At 60.7% G+C, this 22,076-nt stretch carries 19 protein-coding genes; 3 read left to right on the plus strand and 16 right to left on the minus strand.

Annotated features, from left to right (window positions below; translation table 11 throughout):
• Positions 1–187: 187 nt before the first annotated feature.
• The 3 genes from LHU53_RS16440 to LHU53_RS16450 are packed head-to-tail and all read right to left on the minus strand — an operon-like array spanning position 188 to position 2,943.
• Positions 188–1,474, minus strand: coding sequence for a TRAP transporter large permease (locus LHU53_RS16440; protein WP_227333878.1), 1,287 nt, complete (start codon positions 1,472–1,474; stop codon positions 188–190).
• Positions 1,471–1,962, minus strand: a complete 492-nt coding sequence (locus tag LHU53_RS16445) for a TRAP transporter small permease (protein ID WP_227333879.1) — start codon at positions 1,960–1,962, stop codon at positions 1,471–1,473. Before LHU53_RS16445 ends, LHU53_RS16440 begins: the two co-directional genes overlap by 4 nt.
• A 9-nt stretch (positions 1,963–1,971) precedes the next feature.
• On the minus strand, positions 1,972–2,943 hold the full coding sequence (locus LHU53_RS16450; protein ID WP_227333880.1) for a C4-dicarboxylate TRAP transporter substrate-binding protein: 972 nt from the start codon (positions 2,941–2,943) through the stop codon (positions 1,972–1,974).
• 186 nt (positions 2,944–3,129) lie between these two features.
• Between LHU53_RS16450 and manD the strand changes: the two genes are divergently transcribed.
• Complete coding sequence (gene manD / locus LHU53_RS16455) at positions 3,130–4,335, plus strand: D-mannonate dehydratase ManD (RefSeq protein WP_227333881.1); 1,206 nt, start codon at positions 3,130–3,132, stop codon at positions 4,333–4,335.
• 51 nt (positions 4,336–4,386) lie between these two features.
• On the opposite strand, the gene LHU53_RS16460 is transcribed toward manD, so the two are convergent.
• The 4 genes from LHU53_RS16460 to LHU53_RS16475 are packed head-to-tail and all read right to left on the minus strand — an operon-like array spanning position 4,387 to position 8,691.
• Complete coding sequence (locus LHU53_RS16460; protein WP_227333882.1) at positions 4,387–5,088, minus strand: GntR family transcriptional regulator; 702 nt, start codon at positions 5,086–5,088, stop codon at positions 4,387–4,389.
• Positions 5,089–5,144: 56 nt separating this feature from the next.
• Entirely contained in the window at positions 5,145–6,362 is a 1,218-nt protein-coding gene (locus tag LHU53_RS16465) for an MFS transporter (protein ID WP_227333883.1), read from the minus strand.
• 2 nt (positions 6,363–6,364) lie between these two features.
• Positions 6,365–7,981, minus strand: a complete 1,617-nt coding sequence (locus LHU53_RS16470; RefSeq protein WP_227333884.1) for a tetratricopeptide repeat-containing response regulator — start codon at positions 7,979–7,981, stop codon at positions 6,365–6,367.
• A gap of 17 nt (positions 7,982–7,998) precedes the next feature.
• Positions 7,999–8,691 (minus strand): sensor histidine kinase KdpD, encoded by a 693-nt coding sequence (locus LHU53_RS16475; protein WP_227333885.1) that lies wholly within the window; start codon positions 8,689–8,691, stop codon positions 7,999–8,001.
• 268 nt (positions 8,692–8,959) lie between these two features.
• Between LHU53_RS16475 and LHU53_RS16480 the strand changes: the two genes are divergently transcribed.
• Positions 8,960–9,898, plus strand: a complete 939-nt coding sequence (locus tag LHU53_RS16480) for a hypothetical protein (RefSeq protein WP_227333886.1) — start codon at positions 8,960–8,962, stop codon at positions 9,896–9,898.
• 91 nt (positions 9,899–9,989) lie between these two features.
• Here the strand turns inward: LHU53_RS16480 and clpB are convergent, their stop codons facing one another.
• From clpB to LHU53_RS16525, 9 genes are all read right to left on the minus strand, one after another.
• Entirely contained in the window at positions 9,990–12,590 is a 2,601-nt protein-coding gene (clpB, locus tag LHU53_RS16485; RefSeq protein WP_227333887.1) for an ATP-dependent chaperone ClpB, read from the minus strand.
• An 81-nt stretch (positions 12,591–12,671) separates the two neighbouring features.
• Positions 12,672–14,384, minus strand: coding sequence for an AMP-binding protein (locus tag LHU53_RS16490; RefSeq protein WP_227333888.1), 1,713 nt, complete (start codon positions 14,382–14,384; stop codon positions 12,672–12,674).
• Between the two features lie 169 nt (positions 14,385–14,553).
• Positions 14,554–15,192 carry a molybdenum cofactor biosynthesis protein MoaE gene (locus tag LHU53_RS16495; protein WP_227333889.1) on the minus strand — a complete coding sequence of 213 codons (639 nt, stop codon included), beginning with the start codon at positions 15,190–15,192 and terminating at the stop codon, positions 14,554–14,556.
• Between the two features lie 58 nt (positions 15,193–15,250).
• Positions 15,251–15,502 carry a MoaD/ThiS family protein gene (locus LHU53_RS16500; protein WP_227333890.1) on the minus strand — a complete coding sequence of 84 codons (252 nt, stop codon included), beginning with the start codon at positions 15,500–15,502 and terminating at the stop codon, positions 15,251–15,253.
• The gene (gene glp, locus LHU53_RS16505) at positions 15,499–16,815 is read right to left on the minus strand and encodes a gephyrin-like molybdotransferase Glp (protein WP_227333891.1); all 1,317 of its coding nucleotides are present in this window, start codon (positions 16,813–16,815) and stop codon (positions 15,499–15,501) included. Before glp ends, LHU53_RS16500 begins: the two co-directional genes overlap by 4 nt.
• A complete protein-coding gene (gene mobB, locus LHU53_RS16510) occupies positions 16,812–17,345 on the minus strand; it encodes a molybdopterin-guanine dinucleotide biosynthesis protein B (protein ID WP_227333892.1) in 534 nt (177 codons plus the stop codon). Before mobB ends, glp begins: the two co-directional genes overlap by 4 nt.
• 61 nt (positions 17,346–17,406) lie before the next feature.
• Positions 17,407–18,834, minus strand: a complete 1,428-nt coding sequence (gene thrC / locus LHU53_RS16515) for a threonine synthase (protein ID WP_227333893.1) — start codon at positions 18,832–18,834, stop codon at positions 17,407–17,409.
• Positions 18,834–20,192 carry a homoserine dehydrogenase gene (locus LHU53_RS16520; RefSeq protein WP_227333894.1) on the minus strand — a complete coding sequence of 453 codons (1,359 nt, stop codon included), beginning with the start codon at positions 20,190–20,192 and terminating at the stop codon, positions 18,834–18,836. Before LHU53_RS16520 ends, thrC begins: the two co-directional genes overlap by 1 nt.
• 78 nt (positions 20,193–20,270) lie before the next feature.
• Positions 20,271–21,497 carry a pyridoxal phosphate-dependent aminotransferase gene (locus LHU53_RS16525; RefSeq protein ID WP_227333895.1) on the minus strand — a complete coding sequence of 409 codons (1,227 nt, stop codon included), beginning with the start codon at positions 21,495–21,497 and terminating at the stop codon, positions 20,271–20,273.
• A gap of 129 nt (positions 21,498–21,626) precedes the next feature.
• Between LHU53_RS16525 and LHU53_RS16530 the strand changes: the two genes are divergently transcribed.
• Complete coding sequence (locus LHU53_RS16530; RefSeq protein ID WP_227333896.1) at positions 21,627–21,995, plus strand: Mth938-like domain-containing protein; 369 nt, start codon at positions 21,627–21,629, stop codon at positions 21,993–21,995.
• Positions 21,996–22,076: the final 81 nt, after the last annotated feature.

Genomic DNA, 22,076 nt, shown 5'->3' on the forward strand with positions numbered 1-22,076 from the left:
ACACGGAACGACCGCATTTATCGCTGAAAATGCAAACGCCCGATGTGGTGCATCGGGCGTCTATCGCCGGTTAACCCCGGCACTTTTCAACCGTTCTGAGTGTCAACGCAATTCAGGACGGGTCAGTGGGTTGCAAGGAACCCCTTGAACTGACCAAGTCGCCACCCCGGGCGACTTGAACACCTCGCTAACCCGCCCCGAACACCAGATTCGGCAGGAACAACACGCTGGTCGGCCACACAATCATGAGGATCACCAAACCGATCACAGCAGCCAACAAGGGCATGGCTTCCTTGATGTACTCGTCCATCGGGCATTTGAGAATGCCGCAGACGGTGAACATCGCCACACCCACGGGCGGTGTCATGCCACCCAGCGTGACGCAGGTCATCATCACCAGACCAAAATGCACCGGGTCAATGCCCACACGCTGGATGATGGGCATCAGGATCGGCGTCAGCAGCAACACAATGACGGTGGACTCCAGGAACATACCCAACAAGATGATGAAGGTGATCAACAGCAGCATCAAAGCAATCGGGTTCTCAGTGATACCCACCAAGAAAGAAGCCGCATCCTGTGGCACGCCTTCGAGCGTGATCATGTAACCAATCATCGAGGAGAACATGATGATCAGCATGATCATGCCGATGTCAGACACTGCATGGCGCAGCGCGTTGAGCAGTGCGTCAAGTGACAGTTCACGGTAGATCACCATACCCACAAAAATCGCGTAGGCCACCGCAAATGCACCCGCCTCCGAGGGGGTGAATATCCCGTAACGGATCCCCACAATCAGCAGAATTGGGAACATCAGCGCCCATTTGCATTCCCACATGCGTATCGCAATCTCTTTGAAGGTCGGGGGTTTGGCGAGCTCGGCGGTGTAACCACGGCGCCGTGCCACGATGTAAGCCACACTCATCAGCACAATGGTCATCAACACACCTGGCACGATACCGCCGACAAACAGGCGGCCGATCGATACATTGCCCATGAAGCCGTAGAGGATCAGCCCGATGCTGGGCGGAATGGTGGCGGTGATCAGTGAACCCACCGCGATCACCGCGCTGGTGTAGCCACGGGTGTAGCCCCGTTTGATCATGTCCGGGCCCAGAATGCGGGCCTCCATCGCGGCGTCGGCCACGGCCGAACCCGACACCCCACCCATCAAGGCGCTGAGCATGATGGCGACCTGCGCCAGGCCACCCCGCATCCAGCCCGTGAGCACGGTTGACAAGGAGATCAAACGGCTGGTGATGCCCGAAGCGTTCATCAAATGCCCGGCAAACACAAACAGTGGCACCGCCAGCAGCGGAAAGGACTGCGTTGCGGTGGCAATCTTCTGGATCGCAATCTCAGGTGGAACCGGGCCAAAAATGTAGAACATCACGGCCGAGATGCCAATCGCAAACGCCACCGGCATGCCGAGGAACATCAGCACCAAAAAGAGAAGAGTAAGGATGCCGCTCATATCGCCGTCCCGTCATGACCTTCAAGTGAAAGAACCTCGCGCCCGGTCAAACCACGCCACAAACGTGTGACAGCGGTGGCCAGCATCAGGAATGAACCGACCGGGATACACGCGGTGACCCAGCTGTAGCTGATACCGACGTCACCCAGCACACGTTCCACGTTTTGCAGCGTGAGCTTGGTGCCGTACCAGACCAGGAAACACAGGAAAAAGGTGATGGCGAACAACCAGGTAATGGCCAGCACCTTCCTGACCGAACGCGGAAACTTGCGGGTCAGGATGTCGATTTCGATGTGGGTGTTTTTCTTGAGCGCCAGATCGGCACCCAGCACACACGCCCAGGCAAAACTGAGTTGGGCCAGGTCCACCGCCCAGATGACGGGCACACCCGCCGTCCGGGTGGCAGCCCCGATCAGCACAAAGATGGAGGTGGCTGCAAAGAACGCCATGGCCAGGCGTTCCTCCAGCTTAAATAGCAGATGTGCCACAAAACGTCCTTACTTGGCCAGTACCGCGTTCACCTGCTTGCGCAGATCGGTGTAGCCCAGCTTCTCATAGACCACGCTGGTGGAGGCGATGAAGGGTTTGGTGTCGATGTCCACAATTTGCACCCCTTTTTCACGCATCAGCTTTTCATAGTTGCCAATGGAATCGATGGTGGCTTTGGACGCGGTATCACCAGCCTTGAGGGCTTCATCACCGACCACCTTTTGCAGGTCTGCGGGCAGCTTGTCGAACCAGACCTTGGAGCCGACCAAACCGGTGATCAGGCTGATGTGGCCGGTCTTGGTGATGTACTTCACCACCTCAAACAAACGCTGGCCATAGGTGGCAGGGGCCTGTGCTTCGGCGGCGTCGATGGCCTTCATCTGAAGGGCTGAATACACCTCTGCCCAGGGCATCGGGGTGGGGGTCGCACCCAGGCCACGAACGGTTTCCAGCCAGACCGGCGCACCAGGGGTGCGCATACGCACACCAGCCAGATCAGCAGGCACCTTGACCGGCTTCATGGTCAACAACTGGCGGTCACCCTGGTACCAGTTGAACGACAGGATCTGGTGGCCACTGGCAGCGCGCAGCTTCTGGTTCCAGTCATCCATCAACGGCGAGGTCACCACCTTGCGCATTTCGGTGTAACCATGTGTCAGGTAGGGCGCGCCAAGCACTCCAAACTCTTTGACAAACGGTGCCAGTCGGCCACCGTCCACCAGCACCGCCACCCCGGCACCGGAGCGCGCTTGTTCAAGCACGTCTTCGTCCGAACCAAGCTGGGAGCTCGGGAACAAACGGACAGAAATCTTGCCACCCGAGTTCTTTTCAACACTATCCTTGAACTGCTGCAGACCCTTGAACATCGGGTCATCCACGGTTAGGGACGAGCTCACGTTCAGGTTGAAATCTGCCGCATAGGCCGATGCGGCCAGCAGGACATTGGCGACCGCCAATGACAACAGTTTGATCTTTTTCATAAGTGTTTCCTCGATCGATGGTTTGTGTGGAACTTTGAGCCCCCGGGTGCCCCCAAAGGCACTGGTATGGTAGTATACTTTTTGCCAGGCCGCAATCGTTTTTGTGCTGATCCATGCCAAGGCACAAACCATCAGCGGACACCCAACCAACCTTTTCCTCACGATGGATATGAACAGGAGTTCTCGATGAAAATCATTGCTGCGCAAGTGATCGTGTGCTGCCCGGGGCGCAATTTCGTGACCTTGAAGATCACCACCGATGACGGCGTGACCGGCTTGGGCGACGGCACCTTGAACGGCCGCGAGTTGTCGGTCGCCTCCTACCTGCAAGACCACGTCTGCCCGCTGCTGATTGGCCGCGACCCGCAAAAGATCGAAGATATTTGGCAATACCTTTACAAAGGCGCCTACTGGCGCCGTGGCCCGGTCACCATGTCGGCCATCGGCGCGGTGGACATGGCCTTGTGGGACATCAAGGGCAAGCTGGCCAACATGCCGGTCTACCAGTTGCTGGGTGGCGCCTCCCGCGAACACGTGATGGTCTACAGCCACGCCACCGGCCGCGACATCCCTGAAGCGCTGGACGCCTTTGCCAAATACCAGGAAAAAGGCTTCAAGGCGATTCGCGCCCAGTGCGGCATCCCCGGCATGAAGTCAACCTACGGCGTCTCCAAAGGCGGCGCGTATGAGCCCGCCACCAAGGGCTGGCCTGAAGAACAGGTCTGGAACACCGAAAAGTACCTGAATTTTGTGCCCAAGCTGTTTGAGGCGATCCGCGAGAAGTTTGGCTTTGACACCCACCTGCTGCATGACGCCCACCACCGCCTGACACCGATTGAAGCCGCTCGCCTGGGCAAGGCGGTGGAAGACTCGCGCCTGTTCTGGCTGGAAGACCCGACACCGGCAGAAAACCAGGAAGCCTTCCGCCTGATCCGCCAGCACACCACCACCCCGATTGCAGTGGGTGAAGTGTTCAACAGCATCTGGGACTGCAAACAGCTGATCGAAGAGCAGCTGATCGACTACATCCGCATGACGATCACCCACTCGGGCGGCATCACCCACATGCGCCGTATTGCGGACTTTGCGGCCATGTACCAGGTGCGCACCGGCAGCCACGGCCCGTCTGACCTGTCACCGGTGTGTATGGGTGCCGCCCTGCACTTTGACCTGTGGGCGCCCAACTTCGGCATGCAGGAGTACATGGGTTACCACGAGCAGACCATGGACGTGTTCAAGTGCGGCTGGAGCTACCAGGACGGCTTCATGCACCCGGGCGACCAACCCGGGCTGGGGGTGGAGATCGACGAAGAGCTGGCCAAGAAATTCCCCTATGAGCCAGCCTATCTGCCGGTGGCCCGCCTGGAAGACGGCACCTTGTGGAATTGGTAATCGACCTGCCGGGCTGCTTCTGACGGTAAGTCAGTAGTGGCCCCTACCGGATCACTCTGACTCGAAAAGATCCGGAAACTGCGCGGCGATATTGGGCAGCGAGACAATGATCTCGTGTAAATGCGCGCGGATGGCGTTGGCAGCGGCCACCGGGTCGCGCGCTTCAATGCTGTCCACAATGCGGGTGTGCTGATCAATCAGCACAGACAGCGGCGTGGCGTCGTCCAGACTGAGGTAGCGGATGCGGTCCATCTGCGCCTTGATGCCTTCAATCACCCGCCAGGCATGGGCGCGGCGAACCGACAACGCAATGGTGCGGTGAAACTCTTCGTCCAGCGCCAGAAAATCCTCGGCGCGTCCATGCGCCACGGCTTTTTGCTGCGCAATCAGATCTCGCAGGTCTTTGACGGCGCTGGGTGTGGCAGATGTAGCGGCTTCCTGAACCACGGCCACCTCAATGGCTTCACGCACAAAGCGGGCGTCCAGCACATCGGCCACCGAAATCTTGACCACAAACGTGCCGCGCTGGGGCAGGATCGCCACCAGCCGCTCTTCGGCCAGCTTGATGAAGGCCTCGCGCACCGGCTGGCGACTCGTCGCATATTGTTTGGAAATTTCTGACTCAGATAGCGCCTGGCCAGGGCGAAACTCACCACGGATGATGGCACCACGCAAATGCCGGTGCAGCTGGGCGCCAATGGTGAGGGGTTCGACGTGCTTGAAAACGCGAACGGAGCGGGGAGACGAGCGCATGCCCCAAGTATCGCACCTCGCCTGTCGGTGGAGATCTTTCCTGCCACTGCGCCCGGTCAGGCCCGCGCCACAGTGCGCCGGCCAACCCCAAGCGCTGCCACCACGCTGAGCAGCAGCACGGCGGCAGCACCCATCAACGTGGCGCCGTACCAACCGCGGTCCATGAAAGCGCCAAACACCAGCGGCGAGATGGCAAACCCCGTGTCCAGCCCCGAATACACCAGCCCGTACACGCGGCCGGTCGCGCCCTTGGGCGTGGCTTTTTTGATCATCATGTCACGCGATGGGCCACCAATCCCCACCGCGAAGCCGGTGGCGGCCAGCACCACCATGCTCCAGGTCGGGCCAAACAGACCGGTGCCACACAGCGCCAGCAACACCGCCGCGGCTGACATCGACATCGCCACCACCCGGTCGCTGTGGCGCGAATGCGCCGCCACAAAACCGCCAACCAACATGCCCAGGGCGCCGCACAACATGTAGGCCGTGAGGGTGAAGGTTGCCGACTCAAAACTGATACCGTGCATCGCTTTCAAAATCGACACCGAAAAACTCTGCACCACCGCCAAGGTCATGGTGGAGAGCAAAAAGAAGGCAAAACACCACCACACCACCGGCAACTTCATGAACGCCAGGCTGTGCTCGGCCGGCGTATCCGGGTGGTGCACCGCCGCCTGGGTGCTGAGTTGGTCACGGTTGAACCACAACAGCGCGATGATGGCCAGGTACATCACCGCCGCCACCAGATACGCGGTACGCCAGTTGTAAAGACTGCTCAAGGTGGCAAAAAACACCGGCGCCAGTGCCCAGCCCAGGTTGCCAGTCAGCCCGTGCGCGCTGAAGGCATGGCCCAGGCGGGGTGCCGACACCCGCTGGTTCAAAATCGTGAAGTCCACCGGGTGAAAGGTGGCGTTGGCCAGGCCTGCCATGGCTGCCACCCCCATCAGACCGCCGTAACCCGTGACCTGTGAAGCCAGTAAACAGGCCAGCACAAACAGGCCCAGCGCCCCAAACAGCATCGGCCGCGCGCCAATTTTGTCCACCACAAAGCCGGCCGAGGCCTGGCCAATGCCGGAGACCACAAAAAACGTGCTCATCAAGAGGCCCAGCTCGGAGTAGCTCAGCCCAAACTCGGTCATGAACACCGGAAACAGCGGCGGCAGCAGCAAATGGCCAAAGTGCGAGGCCGCATGCGCCAGCCCAACCAGGCCGATGATGCGGGCGTCTTGCTGCAGGGAAACGGGCGTGCGAAGCGTGTGGCTGGCCGACGTCATGCTCAGGCCCGCTGCAGCCGCGCCAGCACCAGCGAATAGCTGTAAAACTTCTTGTTGCCGGGGTTCAGGGTGTGCACGCGCTCCAGCAGCTCACGCGCCTCAGCGGCCAGCGCCTCCTTGTAGCCCGCCTTGCTCATCTGGGCGATCAGCAGGCCGCACAGGTTGACCAGCATCACCTCGCTGGAGGGCAGCTTTTTGACGGCTTCACGCAACAAGATGACGCCCTGCTCAAACTGACCCTGTTTGGCCAGCATCACGCCCTGGTTGTTGATGTCGATGACTTCCTGGCGCGATGACTGGATCAGCGCCTGGCCCTCGCCCGCCAGGTTTTCAGCTTCAAAAATGGCTTCAATCTGAGATGACAGTTGGGCATTTTCGTGGTCATTGCGGACCGCCTGGCCCAGCAACGCGCAGGCTTTGTCCGTGTGGCCCAGCTTCAGTTGCGACGTGGCCAGCTCCATCATCAGCTCGGGGCTGAACTTATCACCCAACTGGGTCGCGATTTGTTCGGCACTGGCCAACGCGGCCTGGGCTCGGTCGGCCTGGCCCAGCTTCTGGTAGATACGGCTCTCGGCAGCGGCTGTTTGCAGCGCCGCCGCGGCGTTGTAACGGAAGTCGGTCTTGCTGCGCTTGAGCACGTTCAGTGCCTCTTGTGACTCACCCTTGTCCACCAGCAACTCGGCCAGACGGGTATACACCGCCGGATTTTTGTGGGCGGAAAATTCGCTGATCTTGATGGTCTTCTCAAACGCAGCTTGCGCCACATCGAGCTCACCGTTTTTCAGGGCGGTGTCGCCCAGCTTCTTTTGCCGCAGGGGCGAGTTGGGCGAGAGCTTGATGGCGTCTTGCAGCACCTGCTGCGCCCGCACCGTGTCGCCCAGCGTCTCATGGGTTTTGGCCAGCCAGTCGGCGGCCTCGATGTACATCTGGTTTTCTGCCAGCACCTGCTCAAACAGGGCCGCCGCCCCGGCGTGGTCACCGGTGTAAAACAGCACCTTGCCTAGCCCGGTTTTGGCCCAGGCCACACTGCGTTGCGCCAGCACCGTGTCATACACGACACGTGCGGCATCAAAGTCGCCCAGCGTCAGCAGCAGGTCGCTCTTGATGCGCAACACCTCTTGCGGACTGGCCGACTGCATGCGCAGCAACAAGTCACACTGCGCCAGCGCGGCGCCAAAGTCTTTGGCGCGGATGGCGTTTTCCACCGCGCCCAGCGACTGCTTGCGGGCAATCAACTTCTCCAGGCGGCTTTGCAGCAGCACCTGGTTGATGGGTTTGAGCAGGTAGTCATCGGGCTTGATCTCGGCCGCGCCCATCACCATGTCGGCGGTTTTTTCAGCGGTGACGATAACCCAGATAGTGGAGACACCGATCAGGTTGCGTGCGCGGGCTTCTTCCAGCACCTGCTGGCCGTTGGCACCCGGGCCCAGGTTGTAGTCACAGATGACGATGTCGTAGCGGCTGGCGGCCAGGTGGCTGATGGCGTCCTTGCCGTGGCAGGCGGTGTCGATGCGCGTCATGCCCATCGATTTGACAAAGTCGCGCAGCATGGTGCGCATGCTCTGAAAATCATCAACGATCAGGGTATTGGCTTGCTGAAGGGTGAGCGGCGTGGCCATTTTTCAGTGACCCCAAATCAAGGCAGGGTGACCACAAAGCAGCCGCCACCAAAAGCGCCGCCATTGGCGATTGTCAGCGTGCCGACGCGGCCATGGTTTTGATGCAGTTGCGCCACCCGGGCCGAAAAATAAAACCCCAGACCGGTGCTGCCGTTGGAGAAATTGACGCCTTTGCTGGCCTGGACACCCTGACCTTGCAGCATGTGGGCGGGGTAACCGACGCCGTTGTCCTCCACCCTCAGTGCCAATGTGCCGTCTTGCACATGGGCGGCAATGCGAATCTTGTCGTGGGTGTAGCTGCAGGCGTTGTTCAGCGCGTTGAGCAACACCCCGGCCATCAGGTCGCGGTCAAAGTACCCATAACAGGTGTCCGCACAGTCCACCTCAACGCTGATGCCCTTGAAGTCGAGCACCGCGCGCTGCTGCAGCACCGCCTCGGCAATCAGTTCTGCCACCGAGTGTTCCTGAATGTCCAGCGGGTAAGTGGATTTGCCGAACTTGTACAAGCTGAGCAACTGGATCAGGTTGGCGTTGACCCGGTGCGCCTGCGCAATCACCCCCACCAGGCTGTTGAAAGCCTCCAGATCGCCCCGCGCCTTGGCTGCGTTGGCGATGTACTCCAGCGCATGCACCTGCACATTCACCGAATTTTTCATGTCGTGGATGGACGAGGCCATCAAATCGGTGAAGCTGATTTCTTCCAGGCTCATGGTGCTATGTCTGGGCGGGCCAGGCGGCAAGTGATCGGGTTTCGATTCTAGAGACAAACCCAGCGCCCCAACAAGGACTTGGGTCCAGCACGCACCGCCAGCCGACTGCCGCCACACAGCGCCGACGCAGATGGCAGGCTTTTTTTGGCAGCGCTTGCCAAACACATGCATTGCGAGGACGATCTGTTTTTTCCGATGTTCAAATCACCGGCCCCCGTGGCCTGAAGTCCTGTCGACAACCTGCGCCGCAAGGCGGAAAGGAGTTCGCATGCCGTTCACACTCACCGCCCGGCACCTGGCCAGCATCGCCGGACGCACCACGCCCCTGATGGCGGACTTGGCCCACTGGATGAACCAGCTGTGCCAGCTGGTCGAGATTGACACGCCGCAGGAGTTTTGCCACTTTCTGGCGCAGGCCTGCCACGAGTCAGACCATTTTGTGACGCTGCGCGAATACGCCTCGGGCCGTGCGTATGAGGGCCGTGCGGATTTGGGCAACACCCAGCCCGGCGACGGCGTGCGGTTCAAGGGCCGGGGTATCTTCCAGACCACCGGACGCGCCAACTACCTGCAACTGGGCATCAAAAAAGGCCATCGTGACCTCTTCATCAACAACCCCGAGTTGCTGGAGCAGCCCGAATACGCGGTGTGGAGCGCCTGCGAATACTGGCGCACCCGCCGCCTGAACGACATCGCCAACCATGCCGACACGGATGTGTTGAAGAAAAAATACCGCGGCAAGGTCATCGACGTGTCACCCGTTGAATACATCAGCCTGGCCATCAATGGCGGCTACAACGGCATGGACGAGCGCAAGAAGTTTTATGCCCGAGCGCAACAGGTGCTGGTCGAACCCAGCGCCGTGCCCACGCCGCGCGGTCTGCCTGCCGCGCCAGCCAAGCCCAAAAAACGCAGCGCACCCGCACGCAAAAAGCTTGCTGTGCCAGCACGCCAATCACCGGCATCCAAGCTGGCCAGCTTGGCACCCGCGCCAGGCCAAACCATCCATAGTGGCACCCTCACCGCCATCAACGGCCACCTACTGACCGTGGTCATGGCCAAAGGCAAAAAACAGACGCTGGAAACCAGCGCACTGCGCGGCCTCAAGCCCGGCGTGCTGATCGCCTGGTGTGAGGAAGATTGCGGCCGCCTACGCATTGGCGAGCGCTGGCGGAAAGTGAGAAAAATCGCGCCGGTGCAGCGCTGATCAGCTCATAAAAACAAAACTTCCAGCACCTGTTGCCAAAGCGCTGGAAGCTTCCTTTTAAAAAGCCGGCAACAACCCCGGCGCAGCCCGGTTACACCGCTGCGCCCTGGGTAAAGTTGAATTGCCCGGGTGCCTGGATCGGATCAACACCCACCGCAATGGTGTCTTTCGGCGCAAACATGCCTTCGAGCAGCAGCTTGGAGAGCGGGTTCTCGATGCGCTGCTGGATCGCGCGTTTCAGCGGCCGGGCCCCAAAAATCGGGTCGAACCCCACCTTGGCCAGTTCGGCCACCGCCGCGTCGCTCACCTCAAAGCCCAGCTCCATGTGCGCCAAGCGGGCTTTCAGCACCGCAAGCTGGATCTTGGCAATCTCGGCAATGTGGCTGGCATCCAGGCTGTGGAACACCACCGTTTCATCGATGCGGTTCAGAAACTCGGGGCGGAAGTGGTTCTTGAGCTCATCCGTCACCGCGTCTTTCACATCCTCATAGGGTTGCCCCACCATGTTCTGGATCATTTGCGAGCCAATGTTGCTGGTCATCACAATCACCGTGTTTTTGAAGTCCACGGTACGGCCCTGCCCGTCGGTCAGGCGGCCATCGTCCAGCACTTGCAGCAACACGTTGAACACGTCCGGGTGGGCTTTCTCCACTTCGTCGAGCAACAACACGCTGTAGGGTTTGCGGCGCACTGCCTCGGTCAGGTGGCCACCTTCTTCGTAACCCACATAGCCCGGAGGCGCGCCAATCAGGCGGGCCACGCTGTGCTTTTCCATGAACTCACTCATGTCGACGCGGATCAGGTGGTCCTCACTGTCAAACAAAAAGCCCGCCAACGCCTTGCACAGCTCGGTCTTGCCAACACCCGTCGGGCCGAGGAACAGGAAACTGCCGGTGGGCCGGTTCGGGTCACTCAAGCCTGAGCGAGACCGGCGGATGGCGTTGGCCACCGCGCCAATGGCTTCGTCCTGACCCACCACGCGCTGGTGCAACTTGGTTTCCATCTGCAGCAGCTTGTCGCGCTCGCCTTGCATCATCTTGCTCACCGGGATGCCGGTGGCGCGGCTCACCACCTCAGCGATTTCTTCAGCCCCGACTTGCGTGCGCAGCAGGCGCGGCGCGGTGCCCTCGCCTTTGGATTCTTTGGCCTGGGCTTCTTTCAGGCTCTTTTCAAGTGCGGGCAGCTTGCCGTATTGCAGCTCGGCCACTTTGTTGAAGTCGCCCTTACGGGTGAGTTCCTCGATCTGGAATTTGAGCTTGTCGATCTGCTCGCGCAGGTCGCCACTGCCTTGGGCGCTGGCCTTCTCGGCTTTCCAGATTTCGTCCAGGTTGGCAATTTCTTTTTGCAGGCTGGTGATTTCGTCGTTGATAAGGTCCAGGCGCTTGCGTGAGGCTTCGTCCTTTTCCTTTTTCACCGCTTCGCGCTCAATCTGCAGCTGGATCAAACGGCGGTCGAGCTTGTCCATGACCTCGGGCTTGGAATCCATCTCGATCTTGATCTTGCTGGCCGCTTCGTCAATGAGGTCAATCGCCTTGTCCGGCAAAAAACGGTCGGTGATGTAACGGTTGGAGAGTTCGGCAGCGGCGACGATGGCCGGGTCGGTGATTTCAACGTTGTGGTGCTTTTCGTAGCGCTCTTTCAGGCCACGCAGGATGGCGATGGTGGCCTCCACCGAGGGTTCACCGACCAGGATTTTCTGAAAGCGTCGCTCCAGCGCAGCGTCTTTTTCAATGTACTTGCGGTACTCATCCAGCGTGGTGGCACCCACGCAGTGCAACTCACCCCGCGCCAGGGCGGGCTTGAGCATGTTGCCCGCGTCCATGGCGCCTTCGGCCTTCCCGGCCCCGACCATGGTGTGCAACTCGTCAATAAAAACAATGGTCTGACCTTCGTCCTTGGCCAAATCTTTCAGCACGTTTTTCAGCCGCTCTTCAAATTCACCCCGGAACTTGGCCCCCGCCAAAAGCGAGGCCATGTCCAGACTCAGCACACGTTTGCCCTTGAGCGACTCTGGCACTTCACCGGCCACGATGCGCTGCGCCAGGCCTTCCACGATGGCGGTCTTGCCGACACCGGGTTCACCAATCAACACCGGGTTGTTTTTGGTGCGGCGCTGCAGCACCTGGATGGCGCGGCGGATTTCGTCGTCGCGGCCAATTACCGGGTCGAGCTTGCCCGCGCGGGCGCGCTCGGTCAGGTCAATGCAGTATTTTTTGAGCGACTCGCGCTGGTCTTCGGCATCGGCGCTGTCCACATTTTGGCCGCCGCGCACCGCCTCAATGGCCGCCTCCAGGCTCTTGCGGGTCAGGCCGTTGGCCCGCGCCACATCGCCCAAGGCGCCCTTGGCATCGCTCAAAGCCAGCAAAAACAGCTCGCTGGCGACAAACTGGTCATTGCGCTTGATGGCTTCTTTCTCGGTAGCTTGCAAAATTTTGCCCAGCTCCGGCCCACCCTGCACCTGGTCTTGCCCGGTGACTTGCGGCAGCCGTTTGACTGCAGCCTCGGCGGCAGACAGCAGACCGGGCACGTTGACCCCGGCGCGTTGCAGCAGCGCCTTGGGACCGTCGGTCTGCTTGATCATGGCCACCAGCAGGTGGGCCGGCTCAATGTATGCGTGGTCATTGGCGAGCGCCAGCGATTGCGCGTCGGCCAGCGCTTCCTGGAACTTGGTGGTGAATTTTTCGATACGCATGGAACACTCCAATGGATTTTGTACTGCCACTTACATGGGGTGACCAACCCGGCTTTCAAGCGGTCAATGCCGCACCTGCCGTCACGGCCCGGTGGCCGGTCGCAGCGCTTCGGGGTCGGCCGGTGCCGTCGGTGCACGCAACTGGCGGCGCAAAATCTTGCCGATCGTGGATTTGGGCAACGGCTCATCGCGGAACTCGACGACCTTGGGCACCTTGTAGTCGGTCAGATGCTGCCTGCAGTGCGCGAGCAAGGCTTCTTGCGTCAGCGCCGGGTCTTTTTTGACCACGACGATCTTGACGACCTCGCCAGAGTGCTCGCTGAACATGCCGATGGCCGCGACTTCGGCCACACCGGGGTGCAGCGCCACGGCGTCTTCGATCTGGTTCGGAAACACCTTGAAGCCCGAAACAATGATCATGTCTTTCTTGCGATCGGTGATCTTGAAATAGCCGCGCTCATCCATGTAGCCCATGTCGCCGGTGCGCAGCCAGCCGTCGGGGGTAAACACCTGGGCGGTTTCATCCGGCCGGTTCCAGTAACCGGGCGTGACTTGCGGCCCACGGATGCAGATCTCACCCACCTCGCCGAGCGGCAGTTCGTTGTCACTCTCGTCCAGAATGGTGGCCTGGGTGGAGGGGATCGGCATGCCGACGGTCCCCGTCCACGCATCGATGTCCAGCGGGTTGGCCATCACCACCGGCGAGGTCTCGGTCAGACCATAACCTTCAATGATCGGCACGCCTGTGGCTTGCTTCCAGCGCCCCGCCACCACCTGCTGTACCGCCATGCCACCGGCAATGACCACCCTCAGGGCGCGGGTGTCCACTTCGGCAAATTCAGGGGCATCCAGCAACGCCCGGTACAAGGTGTTGACCCCGATGATGGCCGTGAAGGGGTGCTTTTTGAGGTCATGGATGAAGGCGTGCATGTCCCGCGGGTTGGTGATCAGGACGCTGTGGCCACCCATCTTGACGAACACCAGCATCGCCGTCAGGGCAAAGATGTGGTAGAGCGGCAAGGGGCAGACGACCACCTCCTGGCCTTCGCGCAAATTCTGGGCAATCCAGGCACTCACCTGCTGCACGTTGGCCACCAGGTTGCCATGTGTCAACACCGCACCTTTGGCCACCCCCGTGGTGCCACCGGTGTATTGCAGGAAAGCGATGTCGTCCGGCGTCAGCGCAACAGGCTGCAGGGTGTGTTCGCGTCCGTCGCGCAAGGCGGCGTTGAACTCGACGGCATCGGCGATCTGCCACGGCGGCACCATCTTTTTGACGAACTTGACCACCATGTTGGTGATCACCTCCTTGACCAGCGGAAACAAGTCACCCACCTCGGTGGTGATGACGACCAGACTCATCAGCGGGTTGCGTTCCAGCACCGCTTGCACGGTGTGGGCAAAGTTCTCCAGCACCACAATGGCGACCGCACCCGAATCCTTGAGCTGGTGCGCCAGTTCAGGCACCGTGTACTGCGGGTTGACGTTCACCACCACCAGACCGGCGCGCAGCACGCCAAACAGCGCCACCGGGTACTGCAGCAGATTGGGGCTCATGATCGCCACCCGGTCACCCTTGTGCAGACCCAGCTCACACTGCAGGTAGGCAGCGAAATCGCGACTCAGTTGGTCAAGCTGGGCATAGCTGATCGACGCCCCCATGTTGCTGTAGGCCGGCAGGTCGGCAAAACGCTCGCAGCTGCTTTGCAACACCTGTGTGAGCGAGGCGAACGCGTGCACATCCGCCTCGGCCGCCACCCCTTTCGGGTAATGGTTCAACCAGATTTTTTCCATGTTGACGTCTCCTTTGGCTTGTACTTGAAGCCCACTGCGCGCCAGCGCGAAGCCCGTCAGGTCAGGCTGCCAATCCAGTCCGGCATCCAACCCTGTACCGCAAAAGTCTAACGATTAGCCGCCCGAACAGCTTGCCAATTTGGGTAAGGGGAACTACTGACGCAGAGGCTCACCCGCCCATGTCTGCGTTGCTGGCCTTGATGCCCCACTTGGCCAGCGCTGCGTCGTCGCTGACACGGGCATCAACCCAGTGTGCGCCGTCCGGGGTGGCTTCTTTTTTCCAGAACGGCGCCTGGGTTTTGAGGTAGTCCATCAAAAATTCGCAGGCCGCAAAACTCTCGCCACGGTGTGCCGAAGTGACGGCCACCATCACGATCTGGTCCAGCGGCGCCAACAGCCCCACGCGGTGGATGACGCGCGCGCCAAAGATGTCAAACCTGGCATGGGCCGCGTCAATCATCGCCTCGATGGCTTTCTCGGTCATGCCGGGGTAGTGTTCCAGCTCCATGCTGAGAACAGAATTTGTCGCCGCCGGGCCGCCCCAAGGCGACGGTGCTCCTGAGGGGCTGAGTCCTGCGGCTCCAGATGAGCCTGCGCTTATCTGGACAGGACGAAGAGACATCGCCTCTGGCAAGGGCACGTCCAGCGCCGCACACGAAGTGGCAAGCGTGGGGGCATTCCTCTCGCGCACGGTGCCAATAAAGCTGCAGACTGCGCCGATACGACCGTCCTGCGCGCGAAGCAGGGCAAGCTCGGCCGCCACATCAAAGTCCTGGGTCTGAATGGTCACGCGTGGTGTTTGATGCATCAAAATTCACTCCAGCGTTTGTGGCATGAGCGTCAACAGCTATTGAAAATGGAAGCGCCTAACCGCCCGTGACGGGTGGGAAAAACGCCACTTCAGCGCCCTCGCGCAAGGCCACCGATTCATTCACCATCACCTGATCCAGCGCAAGCCGCACCGCTTTGCCGCGCGCCAGGCTCTCGGCATGCTCACCGCCAAGCGCAATGAGTTCGTCACGCAAGCCCGCCAAGGTGCTTGCCTGCGTGTCGCGTACCTCGGCGCCCAGACCGATGGCCTCGCGGATGGAGGCGAAATACTTCACAGTGACTTTCATGACAACACCTCGGCAAACGGGATAAAGCGCACCACATCACCTGGCGCAATGGTCTGGCCGGGCGGGTTGTCCACCAAGCCATCGCCCCACACTGCCGAGGTCAACACCCCGGCGCTCTGGTTGGGAAACAAAGCCAGCGTCCCGGTCGCCGTACGACGCACACGCAAGAACTCACGACGTTGATCGGCTCTGGGCCAGGTGAAGTCTGCCGTAGCAGCTATGGAAGTTGGAGCAAGATTGGAGACCCCCTGCAGCTTGAGCAAAAACGGCCGCACCAGCATCAAAAACGTCACAAAGCTCGACACCGGGTTGCCTGGCAGACCGATGAAGTGCGCCAACCCTTTGCCTGCAGTCGCGTCCGCTGCAGCACTTGCCTCCCCGGCCACACCCACACGGCGCACCTGGCCGTAGGCAAAGGGTTTGCCGGGTTTGATGGCAATCTGCCACAAATCCAGCTGCCCCAAGGCCTGCACCGCGGGTTTGATGTGGTCTTCTTCCCCTACCGACACGCCGCCGCTGGTCAAGATCAGGTCATGGTGTTGCGCCGCCTCGCGCAGCGCTTGGATGGTGGCGGCGCGGTCGTCGGGCACGATGCCCAGGTCACTCACCTCGCAGCCCAGCCGTTTGAGCAGGGCTTGCAAGAAAAAACGGTTGGAGTTGTAAATGGCGCCGGGTGGCATGCGTTCAGGCGGCACGTCGCCCGGCATCACCAGTTCGTCACCCGTGGAAAAAAGCGCCACGCGCGGAGAACGCACCACCTGCAGCTGGCTCATGCCAATACTGGCTGCCAGCCCAATGGAGGCTGGCGTCAGGCGCTCCCCTTTTGGGAGGATCACGGCGCCTTGGGTCACGTCCTCGCCACGGCGTCGGATCCATTGCCCCAACGGCACCGGCGCGCTGATCCGCACCGCACCATCGTCCTGCGGCGTGCAATCTTCCTGCATCACCACCGCGTCGGCACCCGGTGGCACAGGCGCGCCGGTGAAGATGCGCGCCACAGACATTGGCGCCAACGCGTGGCCGCTGCTGCCCGCCGCAATGCGCTGGCTGACCGGCAAGGCCACACCCGCGGCCAGATCGGCGCAGCGCACCGCGTAGCCGTCCATGGCGCTGTTGTCCTGCGGCGGCACTTGCAGGCTTGAGACAACGTCTTGCGCCAGCACGCGGCCATCGGCCGCCAAGGTGGGCACGGATTCGGTGTTGCTCAGGCAGGTGGCATGGCCCAGCAGTTCGGCCAGCGCGTCGTCCAGCGAGCGCAAGGGTGCGCGGGCCGGTGCGGCCAGGCCAGGCGTGGCAACTTGGGCGGGGGTCATGCGTACAGCTCCGGGTTGTAGATGAAGCGCTCACCTTGTGAGAGCAACCAATCGACCACAGCGCTGGGATTGTTCAGGTCCAGCACCGGCAGACCGGTGGGTGTGGGCAGATCAGACGGTGAATCGGTGGCGATGGCGACGACAAAATCGTCGCTCGGGTACAGCACGTTTTTGCCGGTGGCGGCGCGCCAGACCTCGATCTTGAGCAGGTCTGCCTCGCGAAAACCTTCCACCAGCACCCAATCCACCCCGTCGTACAGCTCGGCAATGAGGTTGTGCACGGTCAGTTCGCAGGGCTGCTCGAACTCGCGCAGCAGCGCCAGGCGCTGTGGCGAGGCCACCACCACCTCCAACGCGCCAGCCTCGCGGTGGCGAAAGCTGTCTTTGCCCGGCGAGTCCATGCCAAACCCGTGGCGCGCGTGTTTGACCACCGACACACGCAGCCCGCGCGCGCGCAACAGCGCAATGAGCTGCGCCACCAAGGTGGTTTTTCCCGCGCCCGAATAACCGGCGAACCCTAGGACATGCATGCTTGATCGCTCTTGGTTAAACCGCTGTCAGCCCATGTCCATCAAGGGCAGCAGCATGATGTCAGGCACACGTCTTGGCAATGAAGTCTTTGACAGCGGCAGCGTCCGCAGCCATCTCGACGACCCGCTTGGGCAACGCTTCAATGCCATCGAACTTGGGCGGCCGATCCGGCTCGCGACCGGTCGCCTCGACGATGGTCTCGGAAAACTTGATCGGCAGTGCGGTCTCCAGCACGATCATCGGGACACCGGCTTGCAGGTGCTCGCGGGCCACCTTGACACCGTCGGCGGTGTGCGGGTCGATCATCATCGCGTGGCGCTCAAACGTGTCTTTGATGGTGGCCAGACGGTTGGCGTGGGTGCTGGTGCCGCTGACAAAACCATAACGCAGGCGGCAGTCGTTGAAGGCCGGGTGCTGGCTCAGGTCAAACCGGCCATCACGCGCCAGCGCATCACCAAACAGCGCCTTGACACGCGCACCGTCTCGGCCTAACAGGTCAAAAATGAAGCGCTCGAAGTTGCTGGCCTTGGAGATGTCCATCGACGGGCTGGACGTTTCATGCGTGTCGCTGCTGGTGCGCACACGGTAGACACCCGTCTGGAAGAACTCGGCCAGCACGTCATTTTCGTTGGTGGCCACCACCAGTTTGGCCACGGGCAAGCCCATCATGCGCGCCACATGGCCCGCGCAGACGTTGCCAAAGTTGCCGCTGGGCACGGCAAAACTCACCTTCTCAGAATTCTTTTCAGTGGCCTGGAAGTAACCGGCAAAGTAGTAGACGACTTGCGCCAGCAGGCGCGCCCAGTTGATCGAGTTGACGGTGCCAATCTTGTAACGGCGCTTGAAGTCCAGGTCATTGCTGACCGCCTTGACCATGTCCTGGCAGTCGTCAAACACGCCGTCCACCGCGATGTTGAAGATGTTGTCATCCATCAGGCTGAACATCTGCGCCTGCTGGAACGGACTCATGCGGCCAGCCGGGCTGGTCATGAACACACGCACGCCTTTTTTGCCACGCATCGCGTATTCGGCGGCGCTGCCGGTGTCGCCACTGGTCGCGCCCAGGATGTTGAGCTCTTCGCCACGGCGCGCCAGTTCGTATTCGAACAGGTTGCCCAGCAGCTGCATCGCCATGTCCTTGAACGCCAGCGTCGGGCCGTTGGAGAGAGCCTCCAGCCAGATGCCGTTGTCCAGATGACGCAGCGGCACGATCTCGCCGGTGCCAAACACCTCGGCGGTGTAGGTCTTGGCGCAGATGGCGCGCAGGTCGTCAGCCGGGATGTCGTCGATATAGAGCGACAGGATCTCGAAAGCCAGCTCAGCGTAACCCTGCACGTGGTAAACCTTGCGCCAGCGACTCAGGGTGGCGTCATCCACCTGGGGATAGGACTCGGGCAGGTACAGGCCACCATCGGGCGCCAGGCCTTCGAGCAGGATGTCACAAAACCGCTTGGGGCTGTGGTCGCCGCGGGTGGAGAGGTAGTTCATCAGGCCAGTTCCTCCTTGCGGATGCGGGTGATGGGCTCCAACACGCTCGGCAGGGCCTGCATCTGGGCAATGGCGGCGTTCATGCAGGCTTCCACACAGTCGTGGGTCAAAATGATCACATCGGTTTGTGGCACCTGGCCAATACTTGCCTCGCCGCTGATCTCGTCAGCCTCGCGTTGCAACACCGCGTCGATGCTGATGCCCGCCTCGGCCAGGATGCCGGTCACCTTGGCCAACACACCGGTCTCATCGGCCACCCGCAGGCGCAGGTAATAACTGGTGACCACTTCGCTCATCGGCAGCACCGGCAGGTCGCTCATGGCATTGGGCTGGAAGGCCAAATGTGGCACGCGGTGCGCGGCATCAGCGGTGTGCAGGCGGGTGATGTCGACCAGGTCGGCAATCACCGCGCTGGCGGTGGGTTCACTGCCCGCACCCTTGCCGTAATAGAGCGTGGTGCCGACCGCGTCACCCTGCACTACCACGGCGTTCATGGCACCTTCCACATTGGCGATCAAGCGTTTGGCGGGAATCAGGCAGGGGTGCACACGCAGCTCGATACCGTCGGCTGTGCCCTTGGTCGCGTCGCCTTGGCGACGCCTAGTTATTCCCAGCAGCTTGATGCGGTAGCCCAGTTGCTCGGCGTATTTGATGTCGGCGGCGCCGAGTTTGGTGATGCCTTCAATGTAGGCCTTGTCAAACTGCACCGGCACACCAAAGGCGATGGCGCTCATGAGTGTGGCCTTGTGGGCGGCGTCGACACCTTCGATGTCAAAGGTCGGGTCAGCTTCGGCGTAACCCAGCGCCTGGGCTTCCTTGAGCACCACAGCAAAGTCCAGGCCCTTGTCGCGCATTTCGCTCAGGATGAAGTTGGTGGTGCCGTTGATGATGCCGGCAATCCACTGGATGCGGTTGGCAGTCAGCCCTTCGCGCAGCGCCTTGATGATCGGGATGCCACCGGCCACGGCGGCCTCAAACGCCACCATCACACCTTTGGCGGACGCTGCCGCAAAAATCTCGGTGCCATGCACTGCCAGCAGCGCCTTGTTGGCGGTGACCACATGTTTGCCTGCGGCAATGGCTTCCAACACCAAAGCTTTGGCGATGCCGTAACCACCAATCAGCTCAATCACGATGTCGATGTCGGGGTTGGCGATGACCGCACGGGCGTCGCTGACCACGTTCACACCGGGTCCGACCAGCTCCTGGGCGCGCGCCACATTGAGGTCGGCCACCATCGTGATCTCAATGCCACGGCCAGCACGGCGTTTGATTTCTTCCTGGTTGCGTTGCAGCACATTGAACGTGCCTGAACCCACCACACCGATGCCGAGCAGACCAACTTGAATAGGTTTCATGATTTTCAATAGTTACAGGTTAAATTAGCCTCTGGCCCTTATGCAATAAGCGCGAGTAGCTCTAAAAAACAGAGTGAGTCAGTTGCTGTGGCGCTTGCGGTAGCCTTCCAGAAACTTGGCAATCCGACCGATGGCCACACGCAAATCTTCCTCATGTGGCAAAAACACAATGCGGAAATGGTCCGGCTGCGGCCAGTTGAAGCCGGTGCCCTGCACCAGCATCACCCGTGTTTCACGCAGCAGTTCCAGGAAAAACTGGCGGTCGTCGGTGATCGGGTACAGCGTCGGATCCAGCTTGGGGAACATGTAGAGCGCAGCCTCAGGCTTGACACAGCTCACGCCGGGGATGGCGGTGATCAGCTCATAGGCCAGGTCGCGCTGTCGGCGCAGGCGCCCGCCCTCACACACCAGGTCGTTGATGCTCTGGTAACCGCCCAGCGCGGTCTGGATCGCCCATTGGCCGGGGACGTTGGAGCACAGCTTCATGTTCGAGAGCATGGTCAGGCCCTCGATGTAGTCTCCGGCGGCCTTCTTGTTGCCCGAGACCACCATCCAGCCGGCGCGGTAACCGCAGGATCGGTAACTCTTAGAGAGCGAGTTGAAGGTCAACGTCAGCACGTCTGTCGACAGGCTAGCCAGCGCCGTGTGTTTGACACCGTCGTAAAGCACCTTGTCGTACACCTCGTCAGCCAAAATCACCAAGCCGTGTTCACGGGCGATGGTCACAATACCCTGGAGCAGTTCATCGCTGTACAACACACCGGTCGGGTTGTTCGGGTTGATCACCACGATGCCCTTGGTCCGGGGTGTGATCTTGGCGCGGATATCGTCCAGGTCCGGCATCCAGCCATTGGCCTCGTCACACAGGTAATGCACCGGTGTGCCACCCGACAGGCTGGTCGATGCGGTCCACAGCGGGTAGTCGGGCATCGGCAGCAGCAGCTCGTCGCCGTTGTCGAGCAAGGCGTTGGTGGCCATGGTGATGAGTTCACTGGCGCCATTGCCCAGGTAGATGTCGTCGAGCGTCACACCCACAATGCCCTGCTTCTGGGTTTCGTGCATGACCGCCTTGCGCGCCGCAAAAATGCCCTTGCTGTCCGAATAACCCGCCGAATTGGGCAGGTTGCGGATCATGTCCTGCTGGATCTCTTCGGGCGCATCAAAACCAAACACCGCCAAGTTGCCCAGGTTGAGCTTGATGATCTTCTGGCCTTCATCTTCCATCTGGCGCGCCGCGTCCATGATCGGACCGCGGATGTCGTAAAGCACATTGGCCAGTTTGGCTGATTTGCGTATGGTTTTCAAAGTCCCTCCGGGAGTGGCTGCACGTGGGCGAAACTTATAATTTGACCACAAGTGTTTGGCCGTTTGTCCGCGTTGCCGTCACTCGTTTGGTCCAAGCCGATCTACGGCCCCTGTAACTTCTGCAACACGATGAAAATACACCCTGACAAGATCAACGTCCAGTCGATCTGGGGCTATGGCCCAGGCTGGGTGCAGGTAGCTGACCAGAAAATCACCCACAGTGTCATCATTGGCTCACGCGGCGAGCGCATCAACTGGCTGTGTGAACGCTTTGAGGATCTGACGACCGGCCATTTCGATCAACTGGCCGAATTGCGCACCGAGCTGGTCATCTTTGGCAGTGGCGACAAACTGCGATTTGTCAACCCGGCCCTGTCCCGTGCGTTGATCGAGCAACAAATTGGCCTGGAAACCATGGACACACACGCCGCTTGCCGCACTTACAACATTCTGGCCTCTGAGGGGCGCTGCGTCGCTGTGGCACTTCTAATGCGTTAAAATCCAAGGTTGGCAGTCGGGGGCGCCGCAGCGCTATAACAAAAGGATAGTGCCCACGACTTGAGAGACTGACGCATCCTG

The sequence above is a fragment of the Rhodoferax sp. U2-2l genome, from assembly GCF_020594515.1.
GTDB lineage: Bacteria > Pseudomonadota > Gammaproteobacteria > Burkholderiales > Burkholderiaceae_C > Rhodoferax.

Bases quoted from the DNA above. Each gene is read 5' to 3' on its own strand.
- LHU53_RS16475 (WP_227333885.1), bottom strand. From the start codon at position 8,691: ATGAGCCTGGAAGAAATCAGCTTCACCGATTTGATGGCCTCGTCCATC.
- thrC (WP_227333893.1), bottom strand. From the start codon at position 18,834: ATGAACTACCTCTCCACCCGCGGCGACCACAGCCCCAAGCGGTTTTGT.
- LHU53_RS16460 (WP_227333882.1), bottom strand. From the start codon at position 5,088: ATGCGCTCGTCTCCCCGCTCCGTTCGCGTTTTCAAGCACGTCGAACCC.
- LHU53_RS16450 (WP_227333880.1), bottom strand. From the start codon at position 2,943: ATGAAAAAGATCAAACTGTTGTCATTGGCGGTCGCCAATGTCCTGCTG.
- mobB (WP_227333892.1), bottom strand. From the start codon at position 17,345: ATGCATGTCCTAGGGTTCGCCGGTTATTCGGGCGCGGGAAAAACCACC.
- glp (WP_227333891.1), bottom strand. From the start codon at position 16,815: ATGACCCCCGCCCAAGTTGCCACGCCTGGCCTGGCCGCACCGGCCCGC.
- LHU53_RS16530 (WP_227333896.1), top strand. From the start codon at position 21,627: ATGAAAATACACCCTGACAAGATCAACGTCCAGTCGATCTGGGGCTAT.
- LHU53_RS16480 (WP_227333886.1), top strand. From the start codon at position 8,960: ATGCCGTTCACACTCACCGCCCGGCACCTGGCCAGCATCGCCGGACGC.
- LHU53_RS16440 (WP_227333878.1), bottom strand. From the start codon at position 1,474: ATGAGCGGCATCCTTACTCTTCTCTTTTTGGTGCTGATGTTCCTCGGC.
- LHU53_RS16495 (WP_227333889.1), bottom strand. From the start codon at position 15,192: ATGCATCAAACACCACGCGTGACCATTCAGACCCAGGACTTTGATGTG.
- LHU53_RS16500 (WP_227333890.1), bottom strand. From the start codon at position 15,502: ATGAAAGTCACTGTGAAGTATTTCGCCTCCATCCGCGAGGCCATCGGT.
- LHU53_RS16520 (WP_227333894.1), bottom strand. From the start codon at position 20,192: ATGAAACCTATTCAAGTTGGTCTGCTCGGCATCGGTGTGGTGGGTTCA.
- manD (WP_227333881.1), top strand. From the start codon at position 3,130: ATGAAAATCATTGCTGCGCAAGTGATCGTGTGCTGCCCGGGGCGCAAT.
- LHU53_RS16465 (WP_227333883.1), bottom strand. From the start codon at position 6,362: ATGACGTCGGCCAGCCACACGCTTCGCACGCCCGTTTCCCTGCAGCAA.
- clpB (WP_227333887.1), bottom strand. From the start codon at position 12,590: ATGCGTATCGAAAAATTCACCACCAAGTTCCAGGAAGCGCTGGCCGAC.
- LHU53_RS16490 (WP_227333888.1), bottom strand. From the start codon at position 14,384: ATGGAAAAAATCTGGTTGAACCATTACCCGAAAGGGGTGGCGGCCGAG.
- LHU53_RS16470 (WP_227333884.1), bottom strand. From the start codon at position 7,981: ATGGCCACGCCGCTCACCCTTCAGCAAGCCAATACCCTGATCGTTGAT.